The 13,793-nt window shown below is 58.9% G+C and carries 13 protein-coding genes; 8 read left to right on the top strand and 5 right to left on the bottom strand.

Annotation, left to right across the window (positions count from 1 at the left end):
- Positions 1-7: 7 nt before the first annotated feature.
- Both MUU53_RS01145 and MUU53_RS01140 read left to right on the top strand, forming a co-directional pair.
- The gene (locus MUU53_RS01145) at positions 8-853 is read left to right on the top strand and encodes a L,D-transpeptidase (protein WP_247259208.1); all 846 of its coding nucleotides are present in this window, start codon (positions 8-10) and stop codon (positions 851-853) included.
- 133 nt (positions 854-986) lie between these two features.
- Positions 987-1,658 (top strand): L,D-transpeptidase, encoded by a 672-nt coding sequence (locus MUU53_RS01140; protein WP_247259253.1) that lies wholly within the window; start codon positions 987-989, stop codon positions 1,656-1,658.
- Positions 1,659-1,703: 45 nt separating this feature from the next.
- On the opposite strand, the gene glcF is transcribed toward MUU53_RS01140, so the two are convergent.
- From glcF to MUU53_RS01125, 3 genes are read right to left on the bottom strand one after another with little or no spacing between them, the layout of a single operon-like run.
- On the bottom strand, positions 1,704-2,993 hold the full coding sequence (glcF, locus tag MUU53_RS01135; RefSeq protein ID WP_247259207.1) for a glycolate oxidase subunit GlcF: 1,290 nt from the start codon (positions 2,991-2,993) through the stop codon (positions 1,704-1,706).
- 3 nt (positions 2,994-2,996) lie between these two features.
- Positions 2,997-4,205, bottom strand: a complete 1,209-nt coding sequence (gene glcE / locus MUU53_RS01130; protein WP_247259206.1) for a glycolate oxidase subunit GlcE — start codon at positions 4,203-4,205, stop codon at positions 2,997-2,999.
- On the bottom strand, positions 4,202-5,653 hold the full coding sequence (locus tag MUU53_RS01125; RefSeq protein ID WP_247259205.1) for an FAD-linked oxidase C-terminal domain-containing protein: 1,452 nt from the start codon (positions 5,651-5,653) through the stop codon (positions 4,202-4,204). The genes glcE and MUU53_RS01125 overlap by 4 nt, the downstream gene beginning before the upstream one ends.
- Positions 5,654-5,916: 263 nt before the next feature.
- On the opposite strand from MUU53_RS01125, the gene MUU53_RS01120 reads away from it, so the two are divergent.
- The 5 genes from MUU53_RS01120 (at position 5,917) to MUU53_RS01100 (ending at position 11,296) form a co-directional block, all read left to right on the top strand.
- The gene (locus tag MUU53_RS01120) at positions 5,917-6,420 is read left to right on the top strand and encodes an NUDIX hydrolase (protein WP_247259204.1); all 504 of its coding nucleotides are present in this window, start codon (positions 5,917-5,919) and stop codon (positions 6,418-6,420) included.
- Between the two features lie 108 nt (positions 6,421-6,528).
- Complete coding sequence (locus tag MUU53_RS01115; protein ID WP_247259203.1) at positions 6,529-8,031, top strand: inorganic phosphate transporter; 1,503 nt, start codon at positions 6,529-6,531, stop codon at positions 8,029-8,031.
- A 13-nt stretch (positions 8,032-8,044) separates the two neighbouring features.
- A complete protein-coding gene (locus MUU53_RS01110; protein ID WP_247259202.1) occupies positions 8,045-8,800 on the top strand; it encodes a 16S rRNA (uracil(1498)-N(3))-methyltransferase in 756 nt (251 codons plus the stop codon).
- A gap of 93 nt (positions 8,801-8,893) precedes the next feature.
- On the top strand, positions 8,894-10,267 hold the full coding sequence (locus MUU53_RS01105; RefSeq protein ID WP_247259201.1) for a glutamate--cysteine ligase: 1,374 nt from the start codon (positions 8,894-8,896) through the stop codon (positions 10,265-10,267).
- 150 nt (positions 10,268-10,417) lie between these two features.
- Positions 10,418-11,296 (top strand): DUF937 domain-containing protein, encoded by an 879-nt coding sequence (locus tag MUU53_RS01100; RefSeq protein WP_247259200.1) that lies wholly within the window; start codon positions 10,418-10,420, stop codon positions 11,294-11,296.
- A 199-nt stretch (positions 11,297-11,495) separates the two neighbouring features.
- Here the strand turns inward: MUU53_RS01100 and MUU53_RS01095 are convergent, their stop codons facing one another.
- Positions 11,496-11,777: a hypothetical protein gene (locus MUU53_RS01095; protein ID WP_247259199.1), complete on the bottom strand. Its 282-nt coding sequence runs from the start codon at positions 11,775-11,777 to the stop codon at positions 11,496-11,498.
- 184 nt (positions 11,778-11,961) lie between these two features.
- Between MUU53_RS01095 and MUU53_RS01090 the strand changes: the two genes are divergently transcribed.
- Positions 11,962-12,918: a LysR substrate-binding domain-containing protein gene (locus MUU53_RS01090; RefSeq protein WP_247259198.1), complete on the top strand. Its 957-nt coding sequence runs from the start codon at positions 11,962-11,964 to the stop codon at positions 12,916-12,918.
- 20 nt (positions 12,919-12,938) lie between these two features.
- Here MUU53_RS01090 and MUU53_RS01085 read toward each other — a convergent pair whose 3' ends face one another.
- Complete coding sequence (locus MUU53_RS01085) at positions 12,939-13,787, bottom strand: dienelactone hydrolase family protein (RefSeq protein WP_247259252.1); 849 nt, start codon at positions 13,785-13,787, stop codon at positions 12,939-12,941.
- Positions 13,788-13,793 lie beyond the last annotated feature (6 nt).

Genomic DNA, 13,793 nt, shown 5'->3' with positions numbered 1-13,793 from the left:
GGATACCATGCCCAGCAGAGCGAAATCACTGGTCCTGATGTTGTGCGCAACGATGGGACTGACGGCCACCGAAGCCACGGCGCAGGATCGTTACCGTGAACGTCCACCGGTCGTGGTGAGCCCCGATCTTACCGCTCCCTGGGTCATGCAACTCGGCGGGCAGGTTCGCGCTCCCGACAGCTACCGTGTTCAGCCGATGCAGCGCGGCGTTCGCGATTACCGGGACCCGGCCACGCGCGATGCGGCGCAGCCTCGCTATGCCTATCCCTCACATCAACCGGCTTATGTCGTGCCGCGCACGCAGACGACGCAGATTCGGCCAAACCGCATGCCAGCGCAGCAGGCACCGGTCCAGCAGGCGGCCATGCAGCGCGTTCCCGTCATCAAGGGTCAGATCGAACCGCAATTCCTGCCGCAGATGGTGGCCTACCAGACCGAGCACAAGCCCGGCACGATCGTGATCGATACGAACAACCGCTTCCTCTATCTCGTGATGGAAGGCGGACAGGCCAAGCGCTACGGCGTTGGTGTCGGCAAGCCCGGCTTTGAATGGGCGGGCACCCATACGGTTACCCGCAAGGCGGAATGGCCGGACTGGCATCCGCCTAAGGAAATGATCGCGCGTGAAGCCGCAAAGGGCCATTATCTTCCAGTGAAGATGGAAGGCGGCCCGGAAAATCCGCTTGGTGCGCGCGCCCTCTACCTTGGCTCCACCCTCTACCGCATTCATGGGACCAACGCGCCGTGGACGATCGGCAGTGCCGTTTCCTCCGGCTGCATCCGCATGCGAAACGAGGATGTGACGGACCTCTACGGCCGCGTAAATGTCGGCACGAAGGTCATCGTGATGTAAAAGTCGCGGCATGGCAGAGTTTTCGGACGCTGCAATGCCGGACCACTTGCATTCTCTGGCAAATCAATAAAACTTTGCGAACTTGCAAAAGCCAGTTTTAGGGGGACGGGGAATGGCAGTTTTCAGGCATGGCATGGCGCTTGGCTTAGCGGCATGCTCGTTGTTGGCATCGTTTGATACAGCATCCGCTTTTACGCGGGGACAGCAGCCCGCAGCGCAAAGATCAAACGACGTGACCTTCGTTGCACAGCGTCGCGAACCGGACGAAAAGTTCCAGAGGCGCGTCGTTCGGCTGGCGACGACGGAAGCGCCGGGTACGATCATCATCGATACCAACAACAAGTTCCTCTACCTCGTTGAAGGCAATGACCGGGCCATTCGCTATGGCGTCGGCGTTGGTCGCGAAGGCTTCGGCTGGTCCGGCATCGTCAAGATCGGCCGGAAAGAGGAATGGCCGGAATGGCGTCCGCCTAAGGAAATGATTGCCCGTGAGGCTCGCAAGGGTCACCATCTTCCTGTCGTCCAGAAGGGCGGTGAAGACAATCCGCTCGGTGCCCGTGCCATGTATCTCTACAAAGGTGGCCGCGACACGATTTTCCGCATCCACGGAACCAACCAGCCTTGGACAATCGGTCTCAACATGTCATCCGGCTGCATTCGCATGATGAACAAGGATGTCGAGCATCTCTATTCCCGTGCCCAGATTGGCGCGAAGGTGATCGTCATCGGCCCGGGCAACAAGCAGGGTGCTGTCGCATTCGAGGATCGCGGCATTGATATCCTGCGCACGATCTTTGGCGGTTGAATTCTGGATGCTGGCGGCGATTTCTGCGACCGCCAGCATTCCTGGTTAGCTCAATTTATCCGGCTTCGGGCCGCCATAGGCCCAATCCAGAAGCTCCACCGTATGGACGGTGGGCGTCTTCGTGCCGCTGGCGATCTGGGTCATGCAGCCAATATTGCCGGTGGCGATGATATCGGCCTTCGTCGCTTCGATGTTCTTGACCTTGCGCGCCTTCAACTGGGCAGAAATCTCCGGCTGCAGGATGTTATAGGTTCCGGCAGAACCACAGCACAGATGCCCTTCCGTCGGATCGCGCACCGCAAAGCCCGCATTGCGCAGCAGCGCCTTCGGCTGCAATGTGATCTTCTGACCGTGCTGCATCGAACAGGCGGAGTGATAAGCCACGGTCAGGCCGCGGCTCTCCTGCTTTGGCAGATCGAGCATGGCCAGATATTCCGTAATGTCTTTGGCCAGCGCTGAAACCCGTCTGGCCTTTTCCGCATATGCAGGATCAAGCCGGAGCATATGGCCGTAATCCTTGATGGTCGTGCCGCAGCCGGATGCGGTGATGATGATGGCATCGAGGCCACGCTTTTCGACCTCTTCGATCCACACGTCCACATTGCGGCGGGCAAAATCCAGCGCCTGCTCTTCGCGACCCATGTGGTGGACCAGCGCGCCACAGCATCCCTCCCCTTTCGGGCGGGCAATCTCGACGCCAAGGCGGGTGAGAAGCCGCTCCGTTGCCTCATTGATGCGCGGATCAAGAACCGGCTGGGCGCATCCGGCCAGTATGGCAACGCGACCTCGTTTCGGGACGGCAAGCGGCCGGGATTGCTGAGGCAGCGGCTGCGGCAGATTTGCGGGTGCAAGCGTCAGCATGGCCGCCAGCGGCTTCAGCGGGGAGAAGCGGCCAAGCAGCGGACCGAAGGGTTTGCCCATCCGGGCAAGTTTCAGCGCCGCGCGAAACCGCGAAGGGTATGGCAAAACGAAGGCCAGAACATTGCGGATCAACCGGTCGACCAGCGGGCGGCGGTAGGTGTTTTCCACATGCACGCGAGCATTGTCGATCAGGTGCATATAGTCCACGCCCGAGGGGCAGGTGGTGGTGCAGGCAAGACAGGACAGGCAGCGATCCAGATGCTTGACGACCTCCGCATCGGCGGCGCGACCGTTTTCCAGCATATCCTTGATGAGGTAGATGCGCCCGCGCGGACTATCCAGCTCGTTGCCCAGCGTCACATAGGTGGGACAGGTCGCCGTGCAGAAACCGCAATGCACGCAGCGGCGCAGAATGGCCTCGGATTCTGCCACATGGGGATCGGCAAGCTGCTCGGCGGTGAAATTGGTCTGCATCGCTCAGCCTCTTGCCATCTTGCCCGGGTTGAAAATGCCGGCTGGATCCAACTGGCTCTTGATCCTTGCCTGAAGCGCAAGAACCGCTGCGGGCAAGGGCTCGTACGCGTTTTCTGTTGCCCTCATATCAACGCTCGCCCGAACAAGCGTCGCGTGGCCGCCGCCGATCTGATGCATGACGTGACGCACGAGTTCTCCTTCCGGCTCGGATTCCATGCGCATCCACAAAAGGCCACCTTGCCAGTCGTAGAAGCAATCGATCCCCGCCTGCAAGCGAAGGGCCGCGACCAGCTGGAAACCGCTGGTGGGCGCGACGGAGACCTTCCACAAGGGCTTCATCGTGCCATCGACATAGGGTTTGACATCGCGGATTTCCTGCCAGAGAACGCGGCTTTCTTCGGCATCCAACTGGCTGATGGGCGCAAGTGATTGCAGCGTTGCGACCAGTTTTTCGGCACGCACGGCCACCGATGCGGCAAGGCCTTCGAGCCTTAGAACCGTGGCGGGTCCGTCCGGCAGAGTGGCGTTCAGGAAGCGGCCCCTGACGCTTTCCGGCAGATGTGCCGCGCCTGAGACCTCGACCGACAGGCTCATGGCAATCGCCATGGCGCGAGTGGCCTCTCCATCGTCAAGTCCAGAGAGAATGATGGTGCGCTGGTCCTGCGGGCGCGGAAGGACACGGAAGGTAACTTCGGTCAGAAAGCCCAGTGTCCCGAAGGAGCCGGCCAGCAGCTTGACGAGATCCAGGCCGGTGACATTCTTCATCACACGTCCACCGGCTCTCAGAACCTCGCCGCGACCATTGATGTAGCGGACGCCCAGAAGGCTGTCACGCGCTGCACCGGCAACGAACCGGCGGGGACCGGATGTATTGGTTGCGAAGATGCCGCCGATTGTCGGTTCGCCCGAAGTGCCCATGACGGGGCGATGGTCCATGGGCTCGAAGGCCAGCATCTGGCCATTTTCGGCAAGCGCCTCATCGATCTCGGCCACCGGCGTTCCAGCGCGTGCGGTCAAAACCATTTCTGCCGGATCATAAGCGACAATGCCGGAAAGTCCGGGCGAACGCAGGACGCCCTGTGCTTCGACTTGCTGACCGAAGCCGCTGCGGGTATTGCCGCCAGAAATTGCGAGACTGCGTTTTGCTTCGGCGGCGGCGCGGATCATATCCGCCGCCTCGTCTTCACATGTCGGGACCAGAAGAAGGCTCATGCGGCACCGGCAGTCTGCGGCCGTCCGTCAAGCGGGAAGACCTTGGAGGGATTGAGCAGCCATTGACCGTCAAAGGCTTCCCGGACACGGATCTGCTGATCGAGTTCGGCCCGCGTGTATTGATGCAGCATCAGATCCCGCTTTTCGATGCCAACGCCATGCTCCCCGGTCAGGCAGCCTCCGGCATCGACGCACAGTTTCAGAATTTCGTTGCCAGCGGCTTCCGCCTTGGCCGCCTCAATGGGATCGTTTGCATTGAACAGGATCAGCGGGTGCATGTTGCCATCCCCCGCATGGAAGACATTGGCGACACGCAGGCCGAACCCTTCGACGATTTCACCCGTACGCTTCAGGACATAGGAAAGCTGGCTAAGCGGCACCGTGCCATCCATGCAGATATAATCCGCGATTCGCCCGGTTGCGCCGAAGGCGGATTTGCGGCCCTTCCAGATCAGCGCCGCCTCGGTGGCAGACTGGCTTTCACGCACGGTTTTGACGCCGTGGCGACGGGCAATCTCGACGATGCTGGCCAACATGGCCTCCATCTCGGCTTCGGACCCCTCAACCTCGACAATCAGCAAGGCTTCGACATCCAGCGGATAGCCAGCCTTGGCAAAGGCCTCACAGATTTCGATGGCTGGCTTGTCCATGAATTCGATTGCCACGGGGATAATCCCCGCCCCGATGACATCTGCCACACAGGCCCCGGCCTCCTCGGAACTCGTGAAGCCGAAAAGTACCGGACGCGCCCCTTCCGGCTTTGCAAGCAGGCGCACTGTTGCCTCGGTCACGATACCAAGTTGGCCTTCCGATCCACAAACCAGGCCCAGAAGATCGTAACCGGCACTATCCAGATGCTTGCCGCCCAGATCGATGACCGTGCCGTCCATCAGCACCATCTTGACGCCCAAGAGATTGTTGGTCGTTACGCCATATTTCAGACAGTGGGCACCGCCGGAATTCATAGCGATGTTGCCGCCTATGGTGCAGGCGAGCTGCGAGCTTGGGTCGGGAGCATAGAAATAGCCCTCGGGCCCGACCGTGTCCGAAATGGAAAGGTTCGTGACCCCCGCCTGCACGGTTGCCGTGCGATTGGCAAAGTCGACTTCGAGAATTCGCGACATCTTCGACAGACCGATGACGATCGCGTCCTCCTGCGGAATGGCCCCGCCACACAAAGAGGTACCAGCGCCCCGCGGCACGACAGGGACGCCATAGCGATGACAGTATTTCAGCACTGCCGCCACCTGGGCGGTGGTGTGAGGCAAAACGACGGCCAGCGGCAGCCGACGATACGCGACGAAGGCGTCCGTTTCGAAGGGAACAAGTTCGCGCGGCTCATGCACCAGGCAATCGGCCGGGAGCAGATCCGCCAGATCCGCGATGATTGTAGAACGGCGAGCCAGCACCTTTTCGCGCGGCTGAAGAAACGAAATCACGTCAGACAAGACTGCCTCCCTCATCTGGTCAATATCGCATTCCTCTCACTTTCGTGTAGGCGCATCAAGCTTGTGCCGCTGCCAAAGCAGACTTATCTGAAACTCGATGCCTGCAATGGTGGTGACCGGTTAAGGCTCATGCAACTTATCGCCCGTAAAATCTGTTTCTAGACGAGGAGCAAAGGTCGGCACTATTGTTTTATATATACTGAACAGCTGTGCAAGGGCTGATTCTTGCGTCATAATCGGTCGCAGAAAGGAGATGTAGGAAAGTGAGTCTGCTCGATCGCATAACGGAAAACATTTTGCTGATGATGCGGCGACCGCCGCGTCAGCAATATGCCGCACTGTGCTATCGGATCGATTCCATCCATGGGCTCCAGATCCTGCTTCTGACCAGCCGCGAAACCCGACGCTGGGTCATCCCCAAGGGTTGGCCGATGAAGGGCAAGAAGGCCCATGCCGTTGCCGAGCGTGAAGCTTTAGAGGAAGCGGGGGTGCGCGGCACTGCCGAGAAGGAAGCCTTTGGTCACTTTGGATATCTCAAGAAGCTCAAGAATGGCTTGAAAGTTCCTGTTCGGGTTCAGGTCCATCCGCTACGCGTCGACGCAATGGTGGATAACTTCAAGGAAAAGGGTGTCCGCGATCTGGATTGGGCCGATTGCCAGACGGCGGCATCGCGCGTTCAGGAACCGGAACTGCGCAACCTCATCCTTGCTTTCGGAAATCATCCCGATCATCGCGTGAGCTCGTCGCTCAAGGCCGTCGGTCGCTAAATTGTCAACCGTCTGCCAAAGACCGCTGATTACATCGGCAATACAAAGATGGCGGTTTGAGGCTGCGTGAATAATCCTGACCCATCAAAGGCGAACCGGCGAAAGTCCTTGCGCAAAGCAACGCTGGATAAAGATCTGGAAAAGATTAACCTTGTCGAGGATGCCTCGCGCCATATCGGGCGCAGGCTGGCTGCCCCCGGAGCGGCCTTTCTTTTTGTCGTCGCAGCGATGCTGATGGCCGTGGGCGCCATGACGGGTCATCCGGAAAGTATTCTTATTGTCCTTGCGGCGGCGCTTGCCGCATACATGGCCATGAATATCGGCGCAAACGACGTTGCCAACAATATTGGCGCTGCGGTTGGCGCGCGTGCCATGAGCATCGGAACGGGCCTTGTGCTGGCGGCGATTTGCGAGATCGCAGGCGCGCTGATCTCCGGCAGCGATGTCGTGCGGACAATCGCGATCGGCATCGTGCGACCGAACATGGTGCAGGGACCAGTTCAACTGTCGCTGATCATGATGGCAGCTCTCATTGCCGCAGCAGCCTGGATCAATATCGCAACCTGGATCAACGCACCGGTTTCGACCACCCATTCGATCGTGGGTGGTGTCATGGGCGCTGGCGTTGCAGCTGCGGGGGTGAATGCCGTCAACTGGTCCGTGCTCGGCGGCATCGCAATCAGCTGGGTCGTATCGCCTCTTCTCGGTGCGCTGATCGCCGTGGCCATGCTCGCCTTTATCAAGACGTTCATCATCTATACGCCCGACAAGATTGCCGCGGCCCGGCGTTGGGTGCCGCTTTTGATTGCTCTGATGTTCGGCAGTTTCACCACCTATATCCTCATCGTTTTGCCAAACGAGATTATATTCCTGTCGATGCACGTCACGCTGAGTATTGGTTTCGTGACCGGCGTCCTGGTTTGGATGATAATTCAACCTATAATTGCAAAAAGCGCGGAAGGACTTGAGAACCGCAACCAGTCCCTGCGCGTGCTGTTTCGCATTCCACTGATTTTTTCTGCGGCGCTGCTCTCCTTTGCTCATGGCGCGAACGATGTTTCCAATGCAATCGGACCCCTGGCGGCCATCGTTTCTGCCCTGGAAGGATCCCAGAATTTCGAGATGCAGTCCGTACCCCTCTGGGAACTGACGATCGGCGGGTTGGGAATTGCCCTTGGCCTGCTACTTTTTGGACCGCGACTGGTCAATCTGGTTGGCAAGGAGATCACCAAGCTCAATCCGATGCGGGCCTACTGCGTTGCTCTTTCGGCCGCGGTCACCGTCATTTTAGCCTCCAGCATCGGCGCTCCGGTGAGCTCGACGCACATCGCTGTCGGCTCAGTCTTCGGTGTCGGGCTGTTTCGCGAATGGTACATTCGCCGGTCTGCGCAGAGACAGACCTATCTTTCCCTGACTGCACAAGAACAGGGGATGACCGAAGTCGCCCCGGGCAAGCCCCCGCGAGATGTCAATCAGGCTGAAGAACGACGCCGACGCCTGGTGCGCCGATCGCACCTGCTGAGCATTCTTGCAGCATGGATGATCACGGTTCCGCTGTCGGCGGCCCTTGCAGGTGGCGTGGTGATGCTTATGTTGCGGTTTTTAGGCTGAACAGGCATTCCCGATGCGCGCCAACTTCCGTATGCAAAGACTCTTCGTTGCCTCTGCCATTTCGGCTGGCGCCGAGCTGGAGGCCACGGCCGATCAGTACAATTATCTCGTCAACGTGCTGCGTATGCAGGCCGATGACGACGTGCTGATCTTCGATGGTGCAAATGGCGAATGGCGTGCCAGGCTGGTGCTTCCCAGCCGCAAGAAACTGCTGTTGGCGCCTGTGGAGCAGACGCGACCCCAGACACCGCTGCCGGATCTTCATTATCTTTTCGCACCATTGAAGGTGGGGAGGCTGGACTATCTGGTGCAGAAGGCCGTCGAGATGGGCGCAGGCCTGCTTCAGCCGGTCATGACACAGCATGTCCAGGGCAAGATCACCAATCTGGATCGTTTGCAGGCCAATGTCGTGGAAGCCGCAGAGCAATGCGGAATTCTTTCCGTGCCGGAGGTTCGCACGCCTGTTCGCCTGCGCGATCTGCTGGAAACCTGGCCGAAGGACCGCCGCATCATCTACTGCGATGAAGGCGAGGAAAGCCAGAACCCCCTACCCGTCCTTTCTGGAATTTCCGAACGCAAGCTGGCACTGCTCGTGGGTCCGGAAGGCGGCTTTTCCGAGGAGGAGCGCCAATGGCTTCGCACCCTTCCCTACGTCACCGCAATTCCGCTTGGTCCGCGAATCTTGCGGGCGGATACGGCAGCCGTTGCAGCACTTGCCGTGGTTCAGGCTGCAATTGGTGATTGGTCATCCAGTGCATATTCAATCTGACTTGCAAAAGAAATTCACTTGCACCGATCAAAGATCCGGTTCAAGCAGCCATCATCGGAATCCCATCCGCAATTTCATTGAACAAGGTCTCCCATGGCCCGTGACACTACCGATAGCACACCGCTGACCTCTACGGCTGAACTGGCCGACTATCTGGCAAAGGGCTGCAAGCCGGAAAGCGATTTCCGGATCGGCACCGAGCATGAAAAGTTTGCGTTCTTCCGGGCGGATAACAGTCCCGTTCCCTATTTCGGTGATCGCAGCATTTCCGCCCTGCTGAACGGCATGCAGGAAAAGCTGGGCTGGGAACCGATCATGGATGGCGACAACATCATCGGCCTGGGCGAGCAGTCCGGCATGGGTGCGATCTCCATCGAACCCGGCGGCCAGTTCGAGCTCTCCGGTGCGCCGCTTGAGACCCTGCATCAGACCTGTCGTGAATCCAACCAGCACCTTGCCGTCTTGCGCGACATAGCGGAGCCGATGGGCATCCGCTTCCTTGGTATCGGCGGTAGTCCGAAATGGACGCTGGCCGAGACGCCGCGCATGCCGAAATCCCGCTACGACATCATGACGCGCTACATGCCGAAAGTGGGACGTCATGGCCTGGACATGATGTATCGCACCTGCACCATCCAGGTGAACCTGGACTTCTCTTCCGAGGGCGATATGGCGCGGAAGATGAAGCTTTCGATGAAGCTGCAATCGCTCGCGACTGCCCTGTTTGCCTCCTCACCCTTCACGGAAGGCAAGCCGAACGGTCTGCAAAGCTGGCGCGGCGAGATCTGGCGCGATACCGACAATGCGCGCTCTGGCTTGCTGCCCAAAGCTCTCGGCGATGGTTTCACATTCGAAGACTATGTGGAATGGGCACTGGATGTACCGATGTATTTCATCGTGCGCGACGGCCGCTATCATGATTGCACCCACGTGACCTTCCGCCAGTTCATGAATGGCGCCCTGAAAGGCGAGGTCACGGACTGGGAGCCCAATATGGGCGACTGGACCAACCACCTGTCGACATTGTTCCCGGATGTGCGGCTGAAGCGCTACCTGGAAATGCGTGGAGCGGATGGCGGCCCGTGGCGTCGCATCTGCGCGCTTCCCGCCTTCTGGGTCGGTCTACTATACGATGACACCGCCATGGCGGCTGCCGAGGAGGTGACCGCAGGCTGGAGCTTCGAGGCGGTGCAGGCTCTTCGGGATGCGGTTCCGGCAGCGGGCCTTCAGGCCGAGATTGCCGGACATCCGCTGATGGAGACGGCACGCGAGATCGTACGAATTTCAACCGATGGTCTGAAGCGGCGTGCTCGCCTGAACGGCGATGGTCAGGATGAACGCATCTTCCTGCAGCCGCTTGAAGAAATTCTGGCGAAGAAACGTGTTCTTGCGGAAGAACTGCTCGTTCTCTTCAACGGGCGCTGGAATGGATCGGTCGATCCGGTTTTCGACGAATACCAATACTGACCATCAGCGTTTGACGATGGGTTATTGATGATCAGGGAGGGGCCATGCCCCTTCCCCCCTTTCTCTCTGAATTACCTCCGAAAACCGCTGCACAGTTTACCGGATGCGCTATAGTGCGGTCATAAGCACAATCCAGAGAGGAGCCATAGAATGCTGCCGCTGTTCGATATGATCATGAGAGCGCAGAACGGTGCAGCCATGGATGCCATGGCCAAGCAGTTCAATTTGGCGCAGGAGCAGACAGCGCAGGCCATGGCCGCACTGCTGCCTGCCTTCTCCTCCGGTTTCAAGCGATCGAGTACTAATCCCTACGATATGAGCTCGCTGATGAGCGCCATGTATTCCGGCAATTATGGCAAGTATTTCGAGGATGTCAGCAAGGCCTTTACCCCACAGGGCATGATGGATGGCAATGCCGTACTGGAGAAGCTCTTCGGTTCCAAGGAGGTTTCCCGAGCGGTGGCAGAGCAGGCCGCACAACTGACCGGCATCGGGCAAGACGTGCTGAAGCAGATGATGCCTGCCATGGCAGATACGCTGATGGGCGGACTGTTCAAGCAGATGAGCGGCCAGATGACGCCAAACAATGCCTTTTCGCCGGACGCCATGACCCGCATGAGCGAGCAATGGCTACAGGCCATTGGTTTCCAGCCGAAGCCGAAACCGCAAGCCGACCCCTTCTCCCTTGATAATCCGATGTTCCAGGCTGTGCGCAGTTTCTGGGGGCTGGACAAGCAGCAGGAACAGAAGGTGCAGGCGACCGGAAATCCCTTCCTCGACAACCCCTTCGCCAAAGCATTTCAGGACATGATGACCCGCGGATTGCAATCCAAGCCAGCCGAGGAAGCCGCGCAGCCACAGGCGCAGGCAGAAGTACCCCAGCCGGATAGCGAGGCTTTCCGGTCTATGCTGAATTCCATGTTCGATACAGGGGTTGAGGTCCAGAAAGCCTATCAGAAGAATATGGAAGCACTCTTGGAAGGCTACCGGCGCGGTGCAGCCGCAGAGCCAAGCAAGAGTGACGGCTGAGCCCCTTCCACGATAAAAAAAGCCCGGCAGGTGGGCATACCGGCCGGGCAAGGGGCAGGGATATTGGCGTACCCTGCGGGGAAAATTCGAGTTGGAGCATTCCGAACAGGCGGGAGGCGTATCACCTGACCCGAAATGCCAAGGCGGCAGGATAGGCCACCTGAAGTTTGAACTCAGCCCAACGGTTGGGCTTGTCACCTCACGGAGAAAATGTGCTGCGTTGACGAGGAGCAGGCGGCAAGAGCGTGAACGGATCCTTCAACAGACCTGTCGTTTCAAGTGCGTGATCAACGTCCCGGCGGTTAAGACCGATGTCTCGCAAATGGACTTCGTCAAGCTCTGCGATCGCTGACAGCGCCTGTCGATTGCGCAGACCGTTCAATACGGATTTGACCCAGAATACAGCCGAGGCGAAGAAACGTGTTTCGGCTTTGCCAGCAGTAGCCAGTGCAGGGGTAAAGGTCCGGTCGGTCGTGCGCATGGGAGTATCCTTTCGATTCGGCACGAGGGAGCTCGCTCCTGCACGGCTGCACAGGAGTGACAGCATTTGGCGGCGTTGGGGGTCAATGTCGCTTTGCTATGTTTTAGTTATCGCCGAATTCATATTGATCAGTCCAACGAATGTTTCTAATGATTAACATCAGAGAACCTGATGGATAAAACAAATGTCTGCACCTTTGGATATAGATCAGCTGCATACCTTCGTCGCAATCGTCGACGCGGGCAGTTTCACGAAGGCAGCTGACCGCGTGTTCAAGACGCAGAGCGCGGTGTCCATGCAGATGCGACGTCTGGAAGAACGAGTCGGCAAGCAGCTCTTCACCAAGGACGGACGAGGCAACCGGCTTACGGCGGAAGGTGAAAAACTCCTGAACTATGCGCGCCGCATCATTCGCCTCAACAACGAAGCAATCGCCGCATTTGACGACAACCGTCTTGAAGGCACCTTGCGCATTGGCACGCCCGATGACTATGCCGACCGCTACATGCCTGAAATCATTGGTCGTTTTGCCAAGACACATCCGAATGTCGAGCTTTACATCGTCTGCGAGCCCTCCGTCGATCTGGCCGAGAAGATGGCAAGAGGCGAACTTGACATCGCGCTCGTGACCCATAATCCACGTGCGCGGCAATCGGATGTGGTGCGAACCGAGCCGCTGTGCTGGGTCGCATCGGCAAATCATCCGCTGCGGGACAGCGCGCCTGTGCCTCTGGCCGTTGGACGCCGTGATTGCAACTGGCGACAGCTTGCCTGCTCGGCGCTCGATGCGGATGGGCGCGACTATCAGATTCTGTTCACAAGCTGGTCTTCAACCGTGGTCGCCGCGGCCGTGCTGGCTGGAATGGCGGTTTCGGTGCTGCCGGAATCGGCACTTCGCCCTGGCATGAAAGTTCTTACGCAGACGGATGGCTTTCCTTCGCTGCCCCCGGTCCAGATCGGTTTGATGAAACGCCCCGGTCTGTCGACTTCGCTGATGACGGCGATCACGGATCACATCACCGCATGTCTCGACAATATTTCGTCGACGGTGGCTGCCGATGAGGTGGATGGCGCGGAAATCAAGCCGTTCGGCCGCAGCGGAACACGCTTGCGCAGCATACCGATGATGCCCGGCTGGTAACCGGGCAACATCCACTGCGATCAGGCCAGATACTTCTTGAAGAAGGCTGTCGTGCGGCTCCAGGCAAGATCGGCTGCAGCCTTGTCGTAGCGCGCCGCCGAGGTATCATTGTTGAAGGCGTGGTTGACGCCGTCATAGATGAAGATCTCGAATGTCTTGCCGTTATCCGTCAGCGCTTTCTTGTAGGCGTCGATCCCGGCATTGATCCGTTCATCGAGACCCGCATAATGCAGCAGGAGCGGCGCCTTGATGGCAGGAACATCGGCTGCCGGTGCCTGCGTGCCATAATAGGCGACGCCTGCGTTCAACTCCGGTGACTTGGTGGCCATGCGATTGACCAGGCCGCCTCCCCAGCAGAAACCAACCGCACCCACCTTGCCATTGGCGCCCTGACGCTTGGCGAGAAATGCCCGTGTGGCCTCGCCATTGGCGACCGTTTGGGCCATGTCGAGCGTGCTGAACATCTCGCGTGCCTTGTCCTCGTTCGACGGTGTGCCGCCCTGCGGAGACAGGAAATCCGGCGCAAGTACCACGAAGCCATCGACAGCCACGCGGCGGGCGACATCACGAATATGCTCGTTCAAGCCGCGATTTTCATGGATGACGATGACAGATCCCAATGGGCCAGAAGCGGATTTCGGCGTGACGAGATAGCCCTTCATCTCACCCGAGGCACCGGGATAGGTGACATCCTGACCGGCGACACGGCTATCATCCGCAGCCACCATGGCGGCCTGCGCGCTATTTGCCGCGAGCATGGGAGCGATGGTTGCCGCGGCTGCGCCAGAGCCTGCAAGGACCGTCAACCTTTCCATGAACTTCCGACGGTCAAGACTGAGATGGGTGTATTCATCGTAGGCGTCGATCATGGCCTG

This window comes from Affinirhizobium lemnae, from assembly GCF_022968395.1.
Taxonomy (GTDB): Bacteria; Pseudomonadota; Alphaproteobacteria; order Rhizobiales; family Rhizobiaceae; genus Neorhizobium; species Neorhizobium lemnae.
This window is presented reverse-complemented; position numbering and strand designations above follow the sequence as displayed.

What these genes read in the sequence shown, in the direction of transcription:
- MUU53_RS01105 (WP_247259201.1), top strand. Translation starts at nt 8,894, where the DNA reads ATGGCCCGTGACACTACCGATAGCACACCGCTGACCTCTACGGCTGAA.
- MUU53_RS01100 (WP_247259200.1), top strand. Translation starts at nt 10,418, where the DNA reads ATGCTGCCGCTGTTCGATATGATCATGAGAGCGCAGAACGGTGCAGCC.
- MUU53_RS01140 (WP_247259253.1), top strand. Translation starts at nt 987, where the DNA reads ATGGCGCTTGGCTTAGCGGCATGCTCGTTGTTGGCATCGTTTGATACA.
- MUU53_RS01085 (WP_247259252.1), bottom strand. Translation starts at nt 13,787, where the DNA reads ATGATCGACGCCTACGATGAATACACCCATCTCAGTCTTGACCGTCGG.
- glcE (WP_247259206.1), bottom strand. Translation starts at nt 4,205, where the DNA reads ATGAGCCTTCTTCTGGTCCCGACATGTGAAGACGAGGCGGCGGATATG.
- MUU53_RS01090 (WP_247259198.1), top strand. Translation starts at nt 11,962, where the DNA reads ATGTCTGCACCTTTGGATATAGATCAGCTGCATACCTTCGTCGCAATC.
- MUU53_RS01110 (WP_247259202.1), top strand. Translation starts at nt 8,045, where the DNA reads ATGCGCGCCAACTTCCGTATGCAAAGACTCTTCGTTGCCTCTGCCATT.
- MUU53_RS01145 (WP_247259208.1), top strand. Translation starts at nt 8, where the DNA reads ATGCCCAGCAGAGCGAAATCACTGGTCCTGATGTTGTGCGCAACGATG.
- MUU53_RS01095 (WP_247259199.1), bottom strand. Translation starts at nt 11,777, where the DNA reads ATGCGCACGACCGACCGGACCTTTACCCCTGCACTGGCTACTGCTGGC.
- glcF (WP_247259207.1), bottom strand. Translation starts at nt 2,993, where the DNA reads ATGCAGACCAATTTCACCGCCGAGCAGCTTGCCGATCCCCATGTGGCA.